We start from the raw sequence: 20,489 nt of genomic DNA on the forward strand, positions 1-20,489 counted from the left end.
GGGAGCAGCCCGACTCACGCCATATCCGCTGCCTGTAGCTGTGCTTCGATCGCCTGCTGCGCCGCAGCGATGCACTTACCACCGAACAAATTCGCGCGATTGAGCAAAGTGTAAATCTGGTAAATCGGTTGCCGTTCCACAAACCCTTTCTCCAGCGGCCAAACATTCTGGTAACCGTCATAGATTTGCGGCGGCAGTTCCGGATAGAGCGGCAGCATCGCCAGATCGCACTCCCGATCGCCCCAATAACAGGCTGGGTCGAACAAATACACGCCACCCGCGCTGTTCCCCCAGTTGTTAGACCACAAATCGCCATGCAGCAGCGACGGCGGCGGCTGGTGGCCAGACAGTTTCTGTTCTGCAACGGTCACCAACGCATCGATATCTCCGAAAGACATCCCTTTTTCTGCCGCCAGTTGCAGTTGCCAGCCGATTCGTTGTTCGGCAAAAAAACTGGACCAGCGGCGGCGCCAGGCATTCGGCTGCGGGGTGGTGGAGAGGTCGTTATCGAAGTCAAAGCCAAACAGGAGTTGTTCGCTCCACTGGTGCAGGCGCGCCAGCTGTTCGCCGAGACGCCAAGCGCCGTGCGCATCCAGCGGCCTGAATTCGATATATTGCAGGAGAAGGAAGCTGGTGTCTCGGTGGCTGCCGACGCCATATACCTTAGGAACGTGCACCGTTTCGCTGCGGGCCAGTAGTTCGAGCTGTTCCGCTTCCGCCCGGAATTTCGGCAGCATTTCCCGTGAGTCACTTTTGATAAAGACGTCGTGCTTGCCATAACGGAGATACCATGCGGAATGAATTTCTCCGCCTGGCAGTTCCCTGCGATCCCGTAATTCTCCCGGCCCCAAATGCTCTGCCAATAATTGACCGATCGAGTGCCACATAGAGAAACCTCCTGTTGGAATGACGCGATATATCGTTACGTTAGCGGTTTATGTCCTCTGGAGCTCGTCACCGTCGCCGTCCATCGCTATGATGCGTTTGGACTGACGACGGGCAGGGCAATGAAAGTTTGGGTTAAATATACGGCGCTGGATTCACCATACCGCCAACCGTCATCTTTTGTCACTGTCGGCATTCTGAATTTTTGCGATTAAACGCGGCTGCGTGGGCGGCGAGACTTCACTTGGTGATAGCTCAGCGCGACGGCAAACAGACATGCCTGAATAATGACGATGCACGGACCGGTTGCGCCATCGATATAAAAGCTCACCAGCGTGCCGGATACGCACGATAAAACGGATATTGTGGTCGCGATAATCAGCATGCGGTCAAACGTCTTGCAGAGCATATAGGCGATGATACCGGGGGCGATCAGCATGGCGATCACCAGAATCACGCCGACGGCCTGTAAAGACGCGACGATAGTCAGCGACAGTAGGCACAGCAGCCCATAGTGCAGCCATTTAACCGGCAGTCCGATCACGCGGGCGTGGTTAGGATCGAAACAGTACAACATGAAGTCCCGGCGGCGCAGCAGCACGATCGTCAATGTGCCGGCAGCGATAATGACGATTTGCCATAAGTCACTCGCTGAAATCCCCAGCACGTTGCCAAACAGGATATGGGTAAGATGCTGGTCGCTGTCGACACGCGCAAACATCACAAGTCCCAGCGCGAACATACCGGAGAAAATAATCCCCATAACGGTATCTTCCTTCACCCGACAATGGGTCTTTACATAGCCGGTGGCGACTGCGCAGAAGAGGCCGGAGGCGAAAGCCCCTATCGCCAGTGGCATGCCGAGTAAAAAGGCCAGCACAATCCCCGGCAGCACGGCGTGGGAAATCGCATCTCCCATTAAAGACCAGCCCTTCAGCACCAGGTAGCAGGACAGGACGGCGCAAACAACGCCAGTGATGACCGCCGCCAGCAGGGCGCGTTGCATAAAAGGGTAGCTCAGCGGGTCGGTAATCCAATGTATCAGACTCATAGGTTCTCTCCCCGGCTGGCCCGTCTGCGTTGGCGACGCGCAGCCAGCACGCCATGTTTTGGCGCAAACACAAAAGCTATCAGGAACACCAGCGTTTGTAGCGTGACGATAACGCCGCCGGTGGCGCCGTCAAGGAAGAAACTGATATAGGCGCCCATCGCGCTCGTCAGGGTTCCTACGGCGATGGAGATTAAAATCAGGTAACCAAATCTGTCGGTCAGCAGATACGCCGTCGCGCCCGGCGTAATTACCATAGCAATGACGAGAATCGCGCCTACGGTCTGTAGTGCGGCGACGGTGCAGGCGCTCAACAAGGTAAAAAACAGTATTTTCAGTCTCATCGGCGACAAGCCAAGCGAACTGGCATGGTTTTCATCGAAAAACACCGCCAGTAAATCTTTCCACCGCAGACATAATATGAGGAAGGTGACGACAATGATCACCAATACCTGCAAAGCGTCTTCATCAGCAATGCCCAGAATATTGCCAAAGATAATTGACTGGACATTGATGGACGTTGGGTTGAGCGAGATGATCAGTAGCCCTATGGCGAAAAAAGTCGAAAAAATAAAGCCAATAATAGCATCTTCTTTCAGGCGCGTTATTTGTCTGACGAACGTCATGGCCAATGCGGCCAGCATTCCGCTAAAAAACGCGCCAGCCGCATAAGGCAGCCCCAGCGCGTAGGCGCCGGCGACGCCCGGCACGACCGAATGGGACAGGGCGTCGCCCATTAAAGACCAGCCCTTGAGCATCAGGTAGGCGGAGAGGAACGCGCAGACGGCGCCGACCATCGCGCTGACCCAGATGGCTTTCACCATGTAGTCGTAGCTAAAGGGAAGGAGTAATTCGCTCATGGCGTTTTTTTCTCCCCCGGCTGCTGGCTAAACGTCGGTGGATCGCTTTTGGTCGAACCGTAAAACACGGCGGGACGTTCGTCATCCGTTAATACCGTTACGCAGCGACTATCGTCGTCAGCGTGCAGATTGGCCCCCCCCAAGTTGATATGACGAAGTACACCGCCAAAGGTTTTCTCCAGATTGGACTGCGTAAACGTGCTATGAGTGGGACCTGAGGCGAGAACGGTTTGATTGACCAAAATGACCTGGTCGCAGAACTCCGGCACGCTGCCGAGATTGTGGGTGGCGACAAGGATGAGATGACCTTCTGTCCGTAAAGCGCGTAGCAGGTCGACGATGGCATTTTCCGTTTGAACATCTACGCCGGTAAACGGTTCGTCGAGCAATAAAACGCTCCCCTGTTGAGCCAGCGCCCTCGCGAGAAAAACTCGTTTTTTCTGGCCGCCGGACAGCTCGCCGATTTGACGTTCGCGTAGGCTAGAAAGCCCGACACGTTCAAGCGCCTCCGCAACGATAGCTTTATCTTTCGCTCCCGGTATTCGCAGGAAGTTCATCTTCCCATAGCGGCCCATCATGACGACGTCGTAAACGCGTACTGGAAAATTCCAGTCAACTTCCTCTGTTTGCGGTACATAGGCAATCAGGTTTTGTTTCAGTGCGGAAGCGATAGGTTGCCGATTAAGTTTTACCTCTCCGCTGGTGGGCTTCACTAGTCCCATAATGCTTTTAAACAGAGTGGATTTACCGCTTCCATTGACACCGACCAACGCGCAAATCGTGCCGTCGGTCAATGAAAAGGAGGCATCTCGGATAGCCTGGTGACCGTTATTGTAAGTGACAGAAACGGACTGTACCTCCAACGACAGCTGATCAGTTGTTGCCTCTGCCGATTGATTCATCGTTCGAATCCTTTAGCGATGGTATCGACCGTGACCCGAAGCAGGTCCAGATAACTGGGAACCGGTCCGTCTTGAGTGGACAGAGAGTCGACATATAACACTCCGCCGTATTTGGCGCCGGTTTCTTTACTTACCTGGCGTGCTGGTTTATCGGAAACGGTGCTTTCGCTGAAAATAACGGGAATGTGTTTTTGACGGACCTGATCGATCACCCGGCGAACCTGCTGCGGCGAGCCTTGCTCATCAGCATTGATCGGCCAGAGATAGATCTCGTTCAGATGGTAATCCTTGGCGAGATAGCTAAATGCGCCTTCGCTGGTCGCTAACCAGCGCTGCTCCGCTGGAATGCGCGCGAGTCGCTCGCGCAGTGGGGCATCCATGGCTCTAATTTTTTCGGAATACATGCGGGCGTTCTCGTTATAAGTATCTGCATGGGCAGGGTCGTACTTTACTAGCCCCTGACGAATATTCTCGACGTAGATCAGTGCGTTAGTGGGGGACATCCATGCGTGAGGATTCGGATTGCCATTGTAAGGGCCTTCTCGGATGGGAAGAGGCGTGATGCCTTCGGTTACTACGACGGCAGGTACGTTTTTTATGTTCTCAAAAAAGCGTGTGAACCAGCGCTCCAGATTCATCCCATTCCACAAGATCAGTTGGGCCGACTGAGTTTTGACAATATCTCGCGGTGTGGGTTGATAATCATGGATATCCGCGCCGGCTTTGGCGATGGAGACTACCGTCGCGGCATCGCCAGCAACGTTTTGTGCCATATCCTGAATAATCGTCGAGGTTGTTACAACACGGAATTTATCAGCAGCGTGTACGGGCGATAAGGTCAATGCACTGCAAAACAACCAGACGAAGGTATAGAAAAAAACGGAAAGAGAGTGTCGAGACGAATTCATTCAAAGTCCTCGAGGCTAATTGTATGGTTTAAATGATAATACTTATCATTCAATTTATGGTATGACGCTCTCGAATCAGTGTCAATCTTTCCGATTTCTGTACAATCGCTGTAAACAAGAGAGTGTAAGGCTGTAGGGCGTTGGGCTCGCTAAGTTCTGCCTTAGTTAACAGATTAGCGCAAGATTAATGAATGTCGTTAAATGTTACAAAGTTTGTGTGGTTGTCTTGAGGCTATAATTCTTATGGAGACCATTTTCCCACGCGTGAGCTGCCTCTAACGCATCAAAAGGGCCTTATCTCAAAGGTGTCAACACTGGAATGTGGCGTCATCGTCGCCGCTGGTTTTCTATCAAACCGATAGTGCGAAAGTGTTTGTTTTATAGGCTTTGATATTATCGAAAAGGGTGGCTGAGTAACGCAGAAAAAGAAGAAGAGAATGTTCGTTCTATATTAAAACCAGTGTTTAGTGTTAGCAGTTCAAGGTACTGATGTTTTCTCGTCCAATGAGATGTAATGCTATCTATCCATAATGACAAATTAATTAATCAGGTTACTGGCGAGCTGACGTGAGGGTGCCATAATAATCATGTCTAGAGTAAGGTTACGTTGTGTGTTCATTTTTATCATCAAACTGCGCACTAATAATGCCAGCTATTAGAATTAGATATACGAATAAAGCATGAAATATACAAATATGTGCGTCGTGCCAACCATTGGTAAAAAATGGCTTGCCAAGGATCACAGAGTATGTGATAACGCATTTGGATGAAACGAGGTTCAGTTCTGTATATGAATGGCATTTTCCGTAAAGAAGTCTTGAGTACTAACGTTCACGTTGAATACCACTTCTCTGTCGATCCTTACTTTGGTGCCTCTAGCAGCAACGACTCAAATTTATCTGTACAACGCCTTCGGGCGGTCTAGAACGTTTAAAGGAAATATTGAAATGGCAAAGATTAAAGGTCAGGTTAAGTGGTTCAACGAGTCTAAAGGTTTTGGCTTCATTACTCCGGCTGACGGCAGCAAAGATGTATTCGTACATTTCTCTGCAATTCAGGGTAATGGCTTCAAAACTCTGGCTGAAGGCCAGAACGTTGAGTTTGAAATTCAGGATGGCCAGAAAGGTCCTTCAGCAGTAAACGTCACTGCACTGTAATTTACACATTCTGCGTAATAAAACCCGCCTTGATGCGGGTTTTTTGTTTTTGTCGTCAGCCGAACTATGCAACAAAAAGGTAACAAGATGTCGTCTGCGCTTTACCAATGCCCCCTGTGCCATCAGCCCCTTCAACCCGAACCCTCCCGCTGGACCTGCGGACAACACCATTTCGATCGCGCGAAAGAAGGGTACGTCAATCTGCTCCCAGTGCAGTTCAAGCGCTCAAAACAGCCCGGAGACAATGCGGAAATGATGCAGGCCCGTCGCGCATTTCTGGATGCGGGCCATTATTTGCCTCTACGCGATCATCTGTGCGCGGCGCTAAAAAGCCAATTGACGGAGCAGGCTGAGGCGGTATTGGATATTGGCTGTGGCGAAGGGTATTACACGGATGCATTGTCATCATGCCTGGCGGATGACGGCGTACAGGTTTGTGGTTTAGATGTCTCTAAAGTGGCGATCCAACGCGCCGCACGCCGGTATCATCGTGTGGATTTTTGCGTTGCATCTAGCCAGCGTCTACCGTTCAACGCGCACTCATTGGATGCGGTATTGAAGATTTACGCTCCTTGTAACGATCAAGAGCTGGAGCGCGTTGTGAAGCCGGACGGTCTGGTGATGACGGTTTCTCCCGGTCCGCGACATTTATATCAGTTGAAAGAGCGCATTTATCGAGAGGTAAAACTGCATCCAATAAAGGAAGAAACGCTGGTGGGATTTAAGCTGGAAGACACGAAGACGCTTAGCTACATCCTGTCTCTAACAGGCGAGGAAGCGGCGGCGCTATTGCAAATGACGCCTTTTGCATGGAAGGCGTCACCGGAGGTGATGGCGTCATTGACGGCTGAATCACTGTTTGAATGTGAAACGGATTTTCTGATTCGAACGCACCGCAAGCTGTAATCGTGATAAATAGGGCGGCGAAAGAAAGGCTCGCTTCGTCGACCTGATCATCCGGCCAGGCTGGATAGATGGCTGTGCAGAATATTACACCCGATACCAATGAGCACTACGCCGCCCATGATCTCCGCTTTCTTACCGAGCAGCGGACCGACGTAACGTCCAATCATCATACCGAAGGTGACCATAATCATGGTGGCGCATCCAATTACCATCGCTGTGTGAACAATATTGACCTGCAGGAAAGCGAGTCCCACCCCTATCGCCATCGCGTCAAGACTGGTGGCGATAGCGGTGCAAACTAACGTAAATAGACCGTGTTTGCGGAGTTTACCGTTATGGGCGGAGGTTTCTTCACCCTTGAATCCTTCGACGATCATACGTGTGCCGAGGATTAACAGCAGGCTGAAAGCGACCCAGTGGTCCCATTCAATAATGAAGCGACTGGCGTAGAAGCCGAGGCCCCAACCGATTAATGGCGTGATGGCTTCGATGAGACCGAAAATGAGTCCTGTGCGGATGGCATCGCTAAAGCGAGGCTTGTGTAAGGCGGCGCCTTTACCAATTGAAGCGGCGAAAGCATCCATGGACATGCCAAAGGCAAGAATTAGAGTTGCAGATAGATTCATTGTAAATAGCCTCGGCGGGGCGTTTCTCCATATCACACGATCTATCCCCCCAACCAGATAATAGATCGCGTGCATATGGTCTCGCCTGCCTGTCTGGCCGTTCGCACCACGTTTTTAAGAAAAACGAGCATGTTGACACGAACATTCCTGATAAGAAACTCAGGAATTAGCTACTCCCCAAATGACCGCGCAACCTTAACATATTATTTCTGGGCTAAACAACAATAAATATATTGAGGAAAACAAATGCAACTGATAATTATTTTCACCTTTGACATCTGTGAAACATACCCGAAATGACAGTATAATTCGCATGGATAAAAAACGGAGAAGATAACGCTGATTATCCTTTGCCATCATATGGGGATGACTAAGTTTCAATTTATTGATTTTCAATCATAAAATTGTAGATTCTTTCCAGATCATCTAATTCACGGACGCTGATTTTTAATGCTTTTTTTTCCAAGGAAATAATTAGAACGCCGTCTTCGGATAAATTGATATTTTTTATTCTCGCATAAGGAATATAAATGTTTTCATAAAAGAAACCCTGTTGTTTAAATAGTAGTTTGGGGTGTCTGATAAAGAAAAGATAAATAACCATCAGTAACAGGGAGAACAGTAATATCGTGGTAATTATTGTGCCCAAACCTGTAATGTTTTTATAAATTAAAATACCAATCAACCCGATATAAATTACCGCATCCAAATGACTGTGACGACGTAATAATATCCGCAGGCGTGTTGGCCCCTTGCGACGGTCCATTAGAAATTCATCATAAACGGCATAGATGAGGGTGAGGGCGATACAGAGGATGATAACGATATCGGTGAAAGTCATGGCAACTCCATGAATGGACCGGGGACAGCAACTATCCCCGGCAGGAGAGCGTTACAGCCCCAGTAGGCCAATCCAGTAACCGAAGATGCCGATGGCGAAGAAGCCCATGATAAGCCAAAGCGCATTCACCTTGCGGCGAAGCAGCCACATACAGCCGAAGGTCAGCAGCAGCGGCACCAGCCCTGGCATGAGCTGATCGAGGATGGATTGCACGGTAGTGACCGTGGTGTGACCATCCTGACCGGTAACGCGTGACACTACCATGGGGATATTGACGTGGGTCCATTTGTTAACCAGCGCCCCCATGACGAACAGACCAAGGATTGACGCCCCCTCCGTCATTTTTTGCAGGAAACCGCCACCCATATCGCTGACGATGTCCGCGCCTTTACGGTAGCCATAGGCGACGCCGTAATAGCGCACGAGCAGACGTACCAGATTAAAGAGCACGAAGAACAGGATCGGGCCGAGCAGGCTTCCCGTCATGGCTATCCCGGCGCCGAGCGCGGCGAATACCGGGCGGGCGGTTCCCCAAAAGATCGGGTCTCCGACGCCAGCCAGTGGTCCCATCAATCCGACTTTAAGGCCGTTGATGGCGCCGTCGTCGATGGGCGCGCCATTAGCCCGCTGTTCTTCCATCGCCATTGTCACGCCCAGAATTGGAGCGGCGACAAAGGGATGGGTATTGAAAAATTCCAGATGGCGCTTGATCGCCTGTTTGCGTTCTTCCGAATTTTCCGGATACAGACGGCGGATGACAGGTACCATCGAGAAACAAAAGCCGAGCGCCTGCATACGTTCGAAGTTCCACGATCCCTGGAACAGGTTAGAGCGAATAAACACGCCTCGTACGTCGCTGGCAGTGAGTTTTTTTACTTGGGTTGAATCGGTCATGATTTCACTCCTGTTAATCCAGTTCGTTGTCGAGATCGTTGTTGCCCTGAGCGGGAGCCGCCGCACCTTGAGCCTTGTTGTATTTCGGGCTGACCTGGATATACAGCACGGCCATGACAACGCCAATCACACCCAGTGCGACCAGGTTGAAGTTGGTGAAGGCCGCGGTGACGAAGCCGAGATAGAAGAACGGCATCAGATAGCCGGCGCGCATCATATTGATGACCATTGCATACCCAACAACGACAATCATACCGCCCGCGATATTCAGACCGTTGGTGACAACGTCCGGTATAGAGGAAAGCAGGGTGTGCACCACTTCGGTCCCGACGGAAATAGCGACGAGAACGGCCGGGATAGCGATACGCATGGCTTGCAACAGCAGCGCGGAGATATGGAGCCAGCTGATCGCCGACAGATTGCCGCGCTCAGCCGCACTGTCCGCCGCATGCTGGAAAGCCACCGTGATGGTGCGAACGATGATGGTCAGCACCTGACCCGCCGCCGCCAGTGGGATAGCCAGTGCGATCCCCGCGCCGACGCTCTGTCCGCCCGCGATGACCAGGATCGTGGAAATAATGGACGCCAACGCGGCATCGGGCGCCACGGCGGCCCCGATATTCATCCACCCCAAGGCGATCATTTCCAATGTCCCGCCGATAATAATACCGGTTTTAATATCGCCGAGAACAAAACCAATCAAGGTACAGGCCACCAGAGGGCGGTGGAACTGGAACTCATCAAGAATGGACCCCATCCCCGATATACAAGCTACGATAAATATCAGCACAATCTGAAGCGTGGTGATCTCCATTGTACTTCTCCTGTATGAATAGCATTCTGAGTCTTTAAAGGGTTACGCATCACTATTTTTGGTGTATTAGCGAGCCGCCTTGTTAATTAAATCCATCATGTTGATTTTGCTATCGCTTGAAACTTTACGGACCTCTAACTCGATACCGCGATCGGCCAGTTTACGAAATGCCTCAATATCTTTTTCATCTATGGACACGGCGTTATTGACCTGTATTTTCCCTTGTCGGTAGGCCATGCCGCCTATATTGACTGATGGCAAATCCACACCGGCTTCAACCAGCGTTTCGACATCGGTAGGATTGGTGAACAGCAGCATGACGCGGTCGCCAGCATATTTGGGGTTGTTGTAAACACGAATGGCCTTCGCAACGTCTACCACATGCGCGCTGACCCCGGGAGGCGCGACCTGAGTCAACAATGTCTTGCGCACGTTGTCCGCTGCGACTTCATTGCTCACGACAATAATGCGGTTGACGCCGGTTTCTTTGGTCCAACGGGTTGCTACTTGTCCATGGATTAACCGGTCATCAATACGTGCCAGACCGATTTCCATGTGACCGCCGGAGCCAGGCAGGTCGGCGGCAGCGGGCTTGGCGGCAGGCTGTGCCACGGAGACCGCTGGGGTTGCATTAGCTGTTTTGAGCGCTTTGACACCAGCGCTGCCTGCCTCAAGAGCGATAGCCACCAAATCGGCAAAGTCCGGATCGTCGTCACGCGCCATAAAAGTCTCAACCAGCATGGGGATGTTGGCCCCGGTGATCACTTCATGGTTTTCTTTGCCTGTCACCAGGCGACTGGCTGCATTGAAAGGACTGCCCCCCCAGGTATCCACTAGGATGAGGACGCCTTGAGTCGTGTCCAACTCGCTGAGTTTAGCCTCGTATTTTTCCAACAATGTTTCAGCATTTTCGCCGGGAACAAAATCAACCCAACTGACGTTGTCTTGTTTTCCCAAGATCATTTCAGCCGTATTGAGTAGTGGCCCGGCAGTGGCACCGTGAGTGCATAAGATCATTGCGATACTCACTTGCTACCTCCTCATTTGACACCTTCTTAAGGTGCGTTGTGTACAGGGAGGACGGGGACGCATCTTTTGAAAAGGTTTCCCGTCTTGTTGACAATAGTTTGCTCAATGTTTTTACGAATCCGCGTCGTGAATAAGCGGAGCTGCTTGGGATGAACTGTGAATCGATTCAAGCCGTTCAGAAATGTCTTACCAAGCCGTGACTTATTTTATGTTGCGAAAAAATAAATAGTGTGACGCCGCTCCCCAATCTTTGGGGGCAAAATGTGATCTGTCATACGAATCCTGAAAAGTGTGCTTTTGTTATCAATATTGGCGAAGAAAGTACGCCTATAGAAAATCTTTGTTAAAACCAGAAACAACCTGCTAGAGTTAACATTCTTTCAATTAAAGAGGAGTTACAGGCGGACGCCTTTCCTATGGACTGTCATCGACGATTCATTTCTATTACACCGGCTGCGGCGGGTGATTGCTACTTCTTAAATGGCCATTCCGACCCACATCAGCCCCAAGCCGATCGTGCACACACTTCAACCTTATTCAAAAACGCTGTGGCATTAATGTCATTAGTTCGTTCATTTTTCGGAGTCTGACATGGAATTTTTGCTAGATCCTTCAATCTGGGCAGGCTTACTGACGTTGGTGGTACTCGAAATTGTTCTGGGCATCGACAACCTGGTGTTCATCGCCATTCTGGCGGACAAACTTCCGCCAAAACAGCGTGACAAGGCTCGAGTCATCGGCCTGTCGCTCGCACTGTTGATGCGTCTGGGACTGCTCTCCTTGATTTCCTGGATGGTGACGCTGACGCGTCCGCTGTTTCACGTCGGCGACTTCAGCTTCGCTGGTCGAGACCTGATTCTGCTCGCCGGGGGGATATTCCTTCTCTTCAAGGCGACCATGGAACTGCATGAGCGGTTGGAAAACCGTCCGCATGATCCCAACGCCAGTCGCGAACATGCTAATTTCTGGGCGGTCGTGATTCAGATCGTCATTCTGGATGCGGTTTTCTCTCTGGATGCGGTGATTACCGCCGTCGGGATGGTCAACCACCTGGGGATCATGATGACCGCGGTGGTCATCGCGATGGGCGTGATGCTGCTGGCCTCGAAACCGCTGACGCGATTCGTGAACGAACACCCTACGGTGGTGGTGCTGTGCCTTAGCTTTCTGTTGATGATTGGGCTTAGCCTGGTTGCCGAAGGTTTTGGTTTCCATATTCCCAAGGGATACCTCTATGCCGCGATTGGTTTCTCCATCGTCATCGAACTGTTCAACCAGATTGCGCGTCATAACTTCGCGAAGCATCAGTCGCATCGTCCCATGCGCGAGCGTACCGCCGAAGCGATTTTGCGCCTGATGGGCGCGCGTGCCACAACCCACGAACAAAATGATCAGGAAGAGCCTCAGCAGCGGATCGAAGAGACATTCGCCGAGGAAGAACGCTATATGATCAGCGGCGTCCTGACCCTGGCCTCGCGTTCATTACGTAGCGTCATGACGCCGCGGACGGAAATTTCCTGGGTGGACAGCGAGCGTTCCACTGAGGAGATCCGCCTTCAGCTGCTGGATACCCCGCATAGCCTTTTCCCGGTCTGCCGCGGGGAATTGGATGAGCTGGTGGGCGTCGTGCGCGCGAAAGATCTGCTGGTGGCGCTGGAAGAAGGGCAGGATGTGGAAAAATTTGCCGCTGTGACATCGCCTATCGTGGTGCCGGAAACGTTGGACGTCATCAACCTGCTACCGGTTCTGCGCCGTGCGAAAGGCAGTCTGGTTATGGTGACCAACGAGTTTGGCGTCGTACAGGGGCTGGTGACGCCGCTGGACGTGCTGGAAGCGATTGCCGGTGAATTCCCCGACGAGGATGAAACGCCGGAGATTGTTGCCGACGCCACAGGCTGGCTGGTGAAAGGCGGGACCGACCTGCACTCGCTACAGCAGGCGTTGGACATGCAAGATCTGGTAGACCCGAAAGAGGATTACACCTCGCTCGCCGGACTGCTGCTGGCTCACAGCAATGAGTTCCCGCATGTAGGAGAAGTGCTGGAGTTTAGCCGCCTGAGATTTACCATTATGGCGGCCAGCGAATACCGCATCGAACTGGTGCGTATCGAACGCATTGTCGACCAGCCGGATCACGACGAAGAAGCGTAATTGGTTTTACCCTCGGCTGTGCGCATTCGCGCACAGCCTTTTCAATTCAGCGCCGCCTAATCACACTGCACTTTGATGGCCAACCCGCCGCGCGACGTTTCCCGGTATTTCGCATTCATATCTTTACCGGTTTCATACATCGTTTCGATCACTTTATCTAATGACACCCGAGGTTCGGAGGTGCGCCGTAATGCCATGCGCGATGCGTTAATCGCCTTGACGGCCGCAATCGCATTGCGTTCGATACACGGCACTTGAACCTGACCGGCGACGGGATCGCAGGTCAGCCCCAGATTGTGTTCCATCCCAATTTCCGCTGCGACGCAGACCTGTTCGGGGCTGCCGCCCAGCAGTTCGGTCAGACCGGCGGCGGCCATCGAACACGCGACGCCGACTTCGCCCTGACAGCCAACTTCGGCTCCCGAAATGGAGGCGTTCATTTTGTACAAAATGCCGATAGCGCCTGTCGTCATGAAATAGGGCAGGAAAACCGGCGGGCCGACGGGTTCGATGAAGCGATCGTAGTAGGCCAGCACGGCGGGAACGATACCGCAGGCCCCGTTGGTCGGCGCCGTGACGACGCGACCGCCTGCCGCATTTTCTTCATTGACGGCCAGAGCGAACATATTGACCCAGTCGACCACGGTCATGGGATCATGAGTCAAGGCATCGGACGACATCAACATGCGTCGCAGTGCGGCAGCGCGGCGAGGAACGCGCAATGGTCCGGGAAGTACGCCTTCGGTATTAAGACCGCGGTCGATGCACTGGCTCATCGCGCGCCAGACATGCGTAAAATAGTCCTCGATCTCGTCCTGCGGCCGGATGGCCCGCTCATTGCGCAACATCAAGGCAGAGATGGACAGACCGTTCGCTTTACACTGAGCGAGCAACTGCTGCGCCGAGTGATAAGGATAGGGCACGTCCACGGGGGATAATACGGGCTGGCCGAAGTGGGCCTCGTCGACGATAAAGCCGCCGCCGATAGAATAATAGGTCTGGCGGTAAATCAGCGCCGCGCCCGCGTATGCGCTCAGCGTCATACCGTTTTCGTGCAGCGGCAGGTTTTCCGAATGAAAAGTCAGTCCGTCGGCCTGGGAAAACGTCACGTCATGATGCCCGTTCAAAGGCAAGCGCTGGTGGAGAGCGACATCCTGAATAAACGTGGGAATAGCATCGATGTCCACGGTATCCGGCTGATTGCCGGCGAGACCCAAGATGATTGCGATATCCGTGTGGTGACCTTTGCCGGTGAGCGCCAGCGAGCCGTAAACATCGACTTTCACACTATCGGTCTTGGCGAGAAGGCCGGCCTGCTCCAATTCATCGACGAACTGTTTACCGGCCTTCATTGGGCCGATGGTATGAGAACTGGAAGGCCCGATACCGATCTTGTACATATCGAAAACGCTGATCACGCAGCACTCCTTTGAACGTCCGTCGAACGCCTTTGTTAGGCGGCTAAATATTGGCGCTATTGTAGTGGGATTACGGGGGGCGGAGGCGTCTTTTCGCATGAAATAAACTTATTGCACCAGGCTATGAAGACCATAAAAATCTAATGTCGGACAGGGGATGTCGGCAATCAGCATAGGGGAAACAAGCAGACACGATGAGATGCAGCGATAACGTCAAGCGGGGCTAAAACGATACGGCTCGCCGTTGAATGAGTGTGGTTGTCGCTGCCACGAAGGTCAACGCTCGGCGTGTTGGTGATTGGGGGCTGTGCGAAATAACGGCCGTGATTGCATGATTAAGAGTCTGCGACCTGCAATGCCAACTGACGAATAATCGTCGCGGTCAGCCCCCAGACCCACTGATGCTGATAGCTGCGCAGATAAACGCGATGCTGACGATTCTCGCGTTCGAATTCCAGCGAATGATAGCGGTGCAGGGCAAAAGCTTCTCGTAGCGGCATTTCGAACACGGCGGCCACCTCGTCCGCCTGCGCCTTCAGTGTCAGGTCCGGGGGCAGCAGGCCGATGACCGGGGTGACCTGAAAGCCGCTCACGCTGTCCTGTGAGGGCAGCGTGCCTAACACCTGCACACGGGACGAGGGGATCGCCACCTCTTCATACGCTTCCCTCAGCGCAGTGGCGATCAGTGAGCGGTCTTCCGGGTCGGCCGCGCCGCCGGGAAAGGCCACCTGACCCGCGTGTGTGCGGAGATTCGCGGCGCGTCGGGTTAACAGCAACGTGGGTTCGCGACGACGAATAATCGGCACCAGCACGGCGGCCTGCCGTAGAAAGCGGCTGGACGGCGTCGCTTCCGGCGCTTGCAGTTGGAAACGGGTGACGAACTGGGCCAAGTCGAAAGGGACTACGCTTTCCGCCTCCGTGGCACGATTTTGTGTGATGAAATGAGTCACGCCAGCTCCTCGTCGAATCGCTATCAAGAGTGAGACATCAGCACCGGCAGAATACGTCCGACCTTATCGAACGTTTCCTGATATTCCGCCGGCTCCTCGCTGTCGGCGACGATCCCGCCGCCGGCCCAGCAGTAGATCGAACCTCGGTCGGTGACGAGTGTACGGATGGTGATATTGGTATCCATAGTGCCGCAGATGCTCAGGTAGCCGATGCTGCCGCAATAAGCGGTCCTGCGCTGTGGCTCCAGCTCTTCGATAATCTCCATCGCCCGGACTTTTGGCGCGCCGGTGATGGAGCCGCCGGGGAAACAGGCGCGCAGCAGATCGGCCGCGTGCAATTCAGCGGGCAGCTGCGCCTCTATGGTGCTCACCAGATGGTGTACCGCCGGAAATGCTTCAACCACAAACAGCTCCGGTACGCGGACGCTGCCGGGCGAAGCCACGCGGCCGATATCGTTGCGCAGCAGGTCGACGATCATCAGATTCTCAGCCCGATCTTTGGCCGAGGCGGCCAGACGTTCCGCTTGCCTGACATCATCTGCGGCATCGGGAAGACGGGGCAGCGTGCCTTTAATCGGGCGGGTCTGAATATGATGGTCGTTCAGCCATAAGAAGCGCTCGGGCGACACGCTGATGACCGTATTATGCGGCAGCTGGATAAAGGCCGAAAAAGGCGCGCGATTGCTGGCGGAAAGACGCAGGAATGCCTGCCATTCGCTGCCTTCATAACGAGCTTGAAAGCGTTGCGCCAGATTGACCTGATAGCAGTCGCCGGCGCGAAGATAATCCTGAACCTGACGAAATTTGGCGCCGTACTCTTCACGCGACATGCTCGCCTGCCAGTGGGAGGTCAACGTGAAGGGGGCGATGGACGTCGAAGCGCTCTGCGCTTTCAGCCATGCCAGCCGCGGCGCCGGGTCGCCCTGCGTGATCAACGTCAGCCGGCGCTGATGATGGTCGGCAATCAGCGCCCAGTCATACAGACCTACGGCCATGTCGGGGATATCAATATCCTGCGCAGCCCGCGTCGGCAGCCGTTCCACGCGTCGGCCCAGATCGTAGCCGAACAGCCCCAGCGCGCCGCCCTGGAACGGCAAATCCGGCGTGGGCGTAGCGGTCAGGCCTAATTGTTCAAGCTGGTGCTGTAACAGCTGAAAGGGATCAGCGGGCGAAACCTGAACCTTGTCGCCCTCGGCTATTTCCGTGGTGTCGCCGCGGGTTTGTAGCGTGACTTTGGGATCGGCGACCAGAATATCGAACCGATTATGCGTGTGTTCAGCGGTGCCGGAGTGCAGCAGCATCGCCCAGGGCTGTTCAGCGAGCGGGGCGAACTGGGTTAACAAAGCGTCCGGTTGATAGGGCAGAGCATGGTAGACTAACGACATTGGCATATAGGTTTCGAGCGATCTCATACGGGTATTGACCGGAAGTATACCGGTCGCGTGGACATGAAGGCACCTCAACATGCAAGCGTACCACACTCGTGAGCCGTGCGACGCCTATGATGCCGGGATGACCCCGCCAGATTCAGGAGAGAGAAATGTTTGCAGGTATTCCGTCGCTCACGCATGAACAGCAGCAGCAGGCCGTAGAAGAAATCCATCGATTGATCTCGGAAGGGCTCAGCAGCGGCGAAGCTATCGCCCGTGTCGCGGAGGCGCTTCGTCAGGGACATCAGGGAGAGCGTGTTGTCGCGCGCTTTGAGGATGACGAGGACGACGAAACGCGGCAGGAATAGCCGCTGGCAGCGTCGAGATGTGTCCTGTGATGCTGGATATTTTGCTCGTTGGCTCCCCGTTGGCTTATGGCGCTGACGGGGAGTGATCCTTGTGCTTTCCTGCTCGGTAATTGACCCCTTTGATGTTGTGGTCGGCACGTCAGGATGTGTATTGCCCTAGAGAGTAGAGCGTACAGCGCTCAATGATATTCGGTCTGATACCGAGAACGCCTGCGCCACGGAGGCGATAGGCACTTCCCTCCGTCAAGTTAATCAAGCTGATGACCTTATGCGTTTGGCTCGGTAGCCGCTGAGCCAAAATGGATTGCTTTTCTTTGTTTTCATAAAGACAACGAACATGGTCGTTGATGGCCATAAACGGCGGCGCGCAAGTCAAATGCACGGGGGTGTGTACGGAAGAATCACTCCGATTCCAGCACATGATCAGAGAGCGATTGCTACAGGTAAAGAAGAAGGCTTTGTAGTGGACTTCATCCTCTCCTTTCCTTGCACTCCATGACATGTCTTGTACGTGATTCACATTGCCTTCCAGCAGAAGATCGCTGTCTTTTGCCTGACTACGCCACTGCTCATCGAGTGCTTTGACGATGAAATGAGTCTCGTTAGTCGGGGGGGAAGTAAAAAAACGCCTGTCCTGGCTTTTCACTCGGGCGAGATATTTCAACGACAGGATGTTAAACGGATGATAAAAAGCGAACAGGTTGGAAAGACTGACTGACGCCCCTATCGCCGCAAATATGCCGACCATCGCTACGGTGGTGGCAAGGACGGGGTAAGTATGAATAAAAATGCAAAACGCGATGGCGGCAAGCAACGTTAACAATGACGACACGATGCTTTGAATCAGTATCGGCCCCGCTTTCTGAGACGCGTTTTCAGGTTCGAGTATCAAACCATTGTCATCGGCTATCCAGTGTATCCAGTAACTCCCGTCAGCGAGTTGATGGGCGCAAAAATACCAGTTGCCCGTCGTGGATAAGCGTTCAAATTGTTCGGGGTGTTTATAGTTTACTTTGTGGGTGTAAAAGACGTTGCCTTGGTAAATGACGCGCAGATAATCGCCGAACCGATCCCCGTTGGGGGTGAATGAGGTACTGGGGATCGTAAAAGTATAAAGCTGGTTCAAAATGAACATCCCTGATCTATAAATAGTTTGCGTCGCAATTTTATCTGTTCGCGCCCAAAGATAAAATCTCGGTCTGGCACTTACCTTCTGGCCTGATCACTCTGCGTCGCCCAGCGGCACGCCTATCACGCCGTCCAACTCATCCTCTTTACGCGTCTCCAAAAACGGCTATTGGGCATATTAAGGTGGAGGCCGGGGGGCGAGCTTGGCATAATCCTCCCACTCGCATCGGCGCCGCCGGTGCCGATCTATCCCCCAGCAAAGAGAGAAAGCGTGGCTTCAGCAGCAAACGAGATTGATGATTTTGCCCCTGAGGGCGCATTGGCAAAGGCCATCAAGGGATTCAAACCTCGAGAGCCGCAGCGGCAGATGGCGGCCGCCGTCGCCGATGCCATTGCCCGCAAAAAGCCGCTGGTGGTCGAGGCGGGAACCGGAACGGGCAAAACCTACGCCTATCTTGCTCCCGCGCTCCGGGCCGAAAAAAAGGTGATTATCTCCACCGGCTCCAAAGCTTTGCAAGACCAGCTCTACAGCCGCGATCTGCCGACCGTGGCGCGTGCGCTTAACTATCCCGGTAAACTGGCTCTGTTGAAAGGGCGCTCCAACTATCTGTGCATTGAACGGCTGGAACAGCAGTCGATGACGGGGGGCGATCTTTCCAAGGATAACCTGCGAGAGTTGGTTAAGCTGCGGGGCTGGTCCTCGCTGACCGATGACGGCGATACCAGCGCCTGCCGCGATGTGCCGGAAGACAGTCACATCTGGCCGTTAGTCACCAGCACGAATGACAACTGCCTCGGCAATGACTGCCCGCACTATAAAGAGTGCTTCGTGGTCAAGGCTCGCCGCCGAGCGATGGATGCGGATGTCGTGGTGGTCAACCACCATCTGTATCTGGCGGACCGGGTCGTGAAAGAGAGTGGTTTTGCGGAGCTGATCCCCGACGGTGACGTCGTGATTTTCGACGAAGCCCATCAGATTCCCGATATTGCCAGTCAGTATTTCGGTCAGCAGCTAAGCAGCCGACAGCTGTTCGATCTGGCGCGGGATATGGTCATTGCCTATCGTACCGAAGTACGCGACGCGGCCCAGTTGCAGAAAAGCGCCGATCGGCTGTCGCAAAGCACGCAGGATTTTCGCCTGGCGCTGGGCGACCCCGGCTATCGGGGCAATCTTCGTGACGTTGTCACTGATGCCGGGCTGCAGCGAGCACTGCTGCTGCTCGATGATGCGTTGGAGCTGTGTTATGACGTCGCCAAGCTCTCTCTCGGGCGCTCCGCGCTGCTGGATGCCGCGTTCGAACGCGCCACCCTTTACCGCCATCGGCTAAAACGGTTGCTGGACGTGCAACAGCCCGGTTACAGCTATTGGTATGAATGCACCAGCCGCCATTTCGTGCTGGCCTTAACGCCGTTGTCGGTGTCCGACCGTTTTCATGAAGTGATGAAAGAGAAAGCCGCGAGCTGGATCTTTACTTCCGCCACGTTATCCGTGAACGAAAAGATGGATCATTTTACCGCTCGACTGGGACTGGAAGAGGCGGAAACGTTGCTGCTGCCTAGCCCCTTTGACTATGCCCGCCAGGCGCTGCTGTGTGTCCCGCGTTTTCTGCCGGAAACCGCGCGTCGGGGCGGCGGAAAGCAGTTGGCGCAGATGTTAACGCCGCTGATTCAGGCGAATCAGGGGCGCTGCTTTATGCTGTGCACCTCGCATTTGATGATGCGTGAGCTGGCGGCGGAGTTTCGCGCCAGCCTGACCCTGCCGGTATTACTGCAGGGCGAGACGAGTAAAACCCAATTGCTGTCGCAGTTTCTGGCGGCGGGCAACGCGCTGCTGGTGGCGACCAGCAGTTTTTGGGAGGGGGTGGACGTACGGGGCGATGCGCTGTCCTGCGTCATCATCGATAAACTGCCGTTCACCTCGCCGGACGATCCGCTGCTGAAAGCGCGAATGGAGGACTGCCGCCTGCGCGGAGGCGATCCGTTCAATGACGTGCAGTTGCCAGACGCGGTTATCACCCTCAAGCAGGGCGTGGGGCGGCTAATCCGCGACGTCGACGATCGCGGCGTACTGGTCATCTGCGATAACCGTTTGGTGATGCGACCTTATGGCGAAGTCTTTCTCAATAGTTTGCCGCCCGCGCCGCGCACGCGAAGCCTGCCGGAGGCGGTGGATTTCCTGACGCGCAAAGCGTAGCGGCGTTCCGACTCTGTGCTATCATGCGCGCCGTTATACG

General features: G+C 53.7%; 20 protein-coding genes. 6 read left to right on the top strand and 14 right to left on the bottom strand.

Annotation, left to right across the window (positions count from 1 at the left end):
* Window positions 1-14: 14 nt before the first annotated feature.
* The 5 genes from BLU64_RS03305 to BLU64_RS03325 form a co-directional block, all read right to left on the bottom strand.
* Window positions 15-887, bottom strand: a complete 873-nt coding sequence (locus BLU64_RS03305) for a fructosamine kinase family protein (protein ID WP_074727918.1) — start codon at window positions 885-887, stop codon at window positions 15-17.
* A gap of 209 nt (window positions 888-1,096) precedes the next feature.
* Entirely contained in the window at window positions 1,097-1,936 is an 840-nt protein-coding gene (locus tag BLU64_RS03310) for a metal ABC transporter permease (protein ID WP_026742399.1), read from the bottom strand.
* Complete coding sequence (locus BLU64_RS03315) at window positions 1,933-2,793, bottom strand: metal ABC transporter permease (RefSeq protein WP_026742400.1); 861 nt, start codon at window positions 2,791-2,793, stop codon at window positions 1,933-1,935. The genes BLU64_RS03310 and BLU64_RS03315 overlap by 4 nt, the downstream gene beginning before the upstream one ends.
* Window positions 2,790-3,695, bottom strand: coding sequence for a manganese/iron ABC transporter ATP-binding protein (locus BLU64_RS03320; RefSeq protein WP_036152766.1), 906 nt, complete (start codon window positions 3,693-3,695; stop codon window positions 2,790-2,792). Before BLU64_RS03320 ends, BLU64_RS03315 begins: the two co-directional genes overlap by 4 nt.
* Window positions 3,692-4,603, bottom strand: coding sequence for a metal ABC transporter substrate-binding protein (locus tag BLU64_RS03325; protein WP_026742402.1), 912 nt, complete (start codon window positions 4,601-4,603; stop codon window positions 3,692-3,694). Before BLU64_RS03325 ends, BLU64_RS03320 begins: the two co-directional genes overlap by 4 nt.
* 790 nt (window positions 4,604-5,393) lie before the next feature.
* On the opposite strand from BLU64_RS03325, the gene BLU64_RS03330 reads away from it, so the two are divergent.
* The 3 genes from BLU64_RS03330 to rlmA all read left to right on the top strand — a co-directional run bounded on the left by BLU64_RS03330 (window position 5,394) and on the right by rlmA (window position 6,666).
* Window positions 5,394-5,528 carry a DUF2627 domain-containing protein gene (locus tag BLU64_RS03330; protein WP_071999772.1) on the top strand — a complete coding sequence of 45 codons (135 nt, stop codon included), beginning with the start codon at window positions 5,394-5,396 and terminating at the stop codon, window positions 5,526-5,528.
* A gap of 22 nt (window positions 5,529-5,550) precedes the next feature.
* Window positions 5,551-5,760 (top strand): transcription antiterminator/RNA stability regulator CspE, encoded by a 210-nt coding sequence (gene cspE, locus BLU64_RS03335; RefSeq protein WP_005968829.1) that lies wholly within the window; start codon window positions 5,551-5,553, stop codon window positions 5,758-5,760.
* 87 nt (window positions 5,761-5,847) lie between these two features.
* On the top strand, window positions 5,848-6,666 hold the full coding sequence (rlmA, locus tag BLU64_RS03340; RefSeq protein WP_026742403.1) for a 23S rRNA (guanine(745)-N(1))-methyltransferase: 819 nt from the start codon (window positions 5,848-5,850) through the stop codon (window positions 6,664-6,666).
* 47 nt (window positions 6,667-6,713) lie between these two features.
* On the opposite strand, the gene mntP is transcribed toward rlmA, so the two are convergent.
* The 5 genes from mntP to manX all read right to left on the bottom strand — a co-directional run bounded on the left by mntP (window position 6,714) and on the right by manX (window position 10,870).
* The gene (gene mntP, locus BLU64_RS03345) at window positions 6,714-7,292 is read right to left on the bottom strand and encodes a manganese efflux pump MntP (RefSeq protein WP_026742404.1); all 579 of its coding nucleotides are present in this window, start codon (window positions 7,290-7,292) and stop codon (window positions 6,714-6,716) included.
* A 382-nt stretch (window positions 7,293-7,674) separates the two neighbouring features.
* Window positions 7,675-8,133 (bottom strand): DUF986 family protein, encoded by a 459-nt coding sequence (locus BLU64_RS03350; protein ID WP_026742405.1) that lies wholly within the window; start codon window positions 8,131-8,133, stop codon window positions 7,675-7,677.
* A 51-nt stretch (window positions 8,134-8,184) separates the two neighbouring features.
* Window positions 8,185-9,027, bottom strand: a complete 843-nt coding sequence (locus BLU64_RS03355) for a PTS mannose transporter subunit IID (protein WP_026739369.1) — start codon at window positions 9,025-9,027, stop codon at window positions 8,185-8,187.
* Between the two features lie 13 nt (window positions 9,028-9,040).
* Window positions 9,041-9,841, bottom strand: a complete 801-nt coding sequence (locus tag BLU64_RS03360; protein ID WP_026739370.1) for a PTS mannose/fructose/sorbose transporter subunit IIC — start codon at window positions 9,839-9,841, stop codon at window positions 9,041-9,043.
* A 66-nt stretch (window positions 9,842-9,907) separates the two neighbouring features.
* Entirely contained in the window at window positions 9,908-10,870 is a 963-nt protein-coding gene (gene manX, locus BLU64_RS03365; protein ID WP_026742407.1) for a PTS mannose transporter subunit IIAB, read from the bottom strand.
* A 591-nt stretch (window positions 10,871-11,461) separates the two neighbouring features.
* On the opposite strand from manX, the gene BLU64_RS03370 reads away from it, so the two are divergent.
* On the top strand, window positions 11,462-13,021 hold the full coding sequence (locus BLU64_RS03370; protein WP_026742408.1) for a TerC family protein: 1,560 nt from the start codon (window positions 11,462-11,464) through the stop codon (window positions 13,019-13,021).
* A 56-nt stretch (window positions 13,022-13,077) separates the two neighbouring features.
* Here the strand turns inward: BLU64_RS03370 and BLU64_RS03375 are convergent, their stop codons facing one another.
* The 3 genes from BLU64_RS03375 to pabB form a co-directional block, all read right to left on the bottom strand.
* Window positions 13,078-14,439 (bottom strand): L-serine ammonia-lyase, encoded by a 1,362-nt coding sequence (locus BLU64_RS03375; protein WP_026742409.1) that lies wholly within the window; start codon window positions 14,437-14,439, stop codon window positions 13,078-13,080.
* Between the two features lie 335 nt (window positions 14,440-14,774).
* On the bottom strand, window positions 14,775-15,389 hold the full coding sequence (locus tag BLU64_RS03380) for a CoA pyrophosphatase (RefSeq protein WP_235195090.1): 615 nt from the start codon (window positions 15,387-15,389) through the stop codon (window positions 14,775-14,777).
* Window positions 15,390-15,412: 23 nt separating this feature from the next.
* On the bottom strand, window positions 15,413-16,780 hold the full coding sequence (gene pabB / locus BLU64_RS03385) for an aminodeoxychorismate synthase component 1 (RefSeq protein WP_026742411.1): 1,368 nt from the start codon (window positions 16,778-16,780) through the stop codon (window positions 15,413-15,415).
* Window positions 16,781-16,929: 149 nt separating this feature from the next.
* Between pabB and BLU64_RS03390 the strand changes: the two genes are divergently transcribed.
* On the top strand, window positions 16,930-17,127 hold the full coding sequence (locus BLU64_RS03390; protein ID WP_026739376.1) for a YoaH family protein: 198 nt from the start codon (window positions 16,930-16,932) through the stop codon (window positions 17,125-17,127).
* Between the two features lie 139 nt (window positions 17,128-17,266).
* Here the strand turns inward: BLU64_RS03390 and BLU64_RS03395 are convergent, their stop codons facing one another.
* Window positions 17,267-18,253, bottom strand: coding sequence for a hypothetical protein (locus BLU64_RS03395; protein ID WP_139171468.1), 987 nt, complete (start codon window positions 18,251-18,253; stop codon window positions 17,267-17,269).
* A 273-nt stretch (window positions 18,254-18,526) separates the two neighbouring features.
* Between BLU64_RS03395 and yoaA the strand changes: the two genes are divergently transcribed.
* Window positions 18,527-20,449, top strand: coding sequence for a DNA repair helicase YoaA (gene yoaA / locus BLU64_RS03400; protein WP_026742413.1), 1,923 nt, complete (start codon window positions 18,527-18,529; stop codon window positions 20,447-20,449).
* Window positions 20,450-20,489 lie beyond the last annotated feature (40 nt).

The organism is Lonsdalea quercina, assembly GCF_900107885.1.
GTDB classification, from domain to species: domain Bacteria; phylum Pseudomonadota; class Gammaproteobacteria; order Enterobacterales; family Enterobacteriaceae; genus Lonsdalea; species Lonsdalea quercina.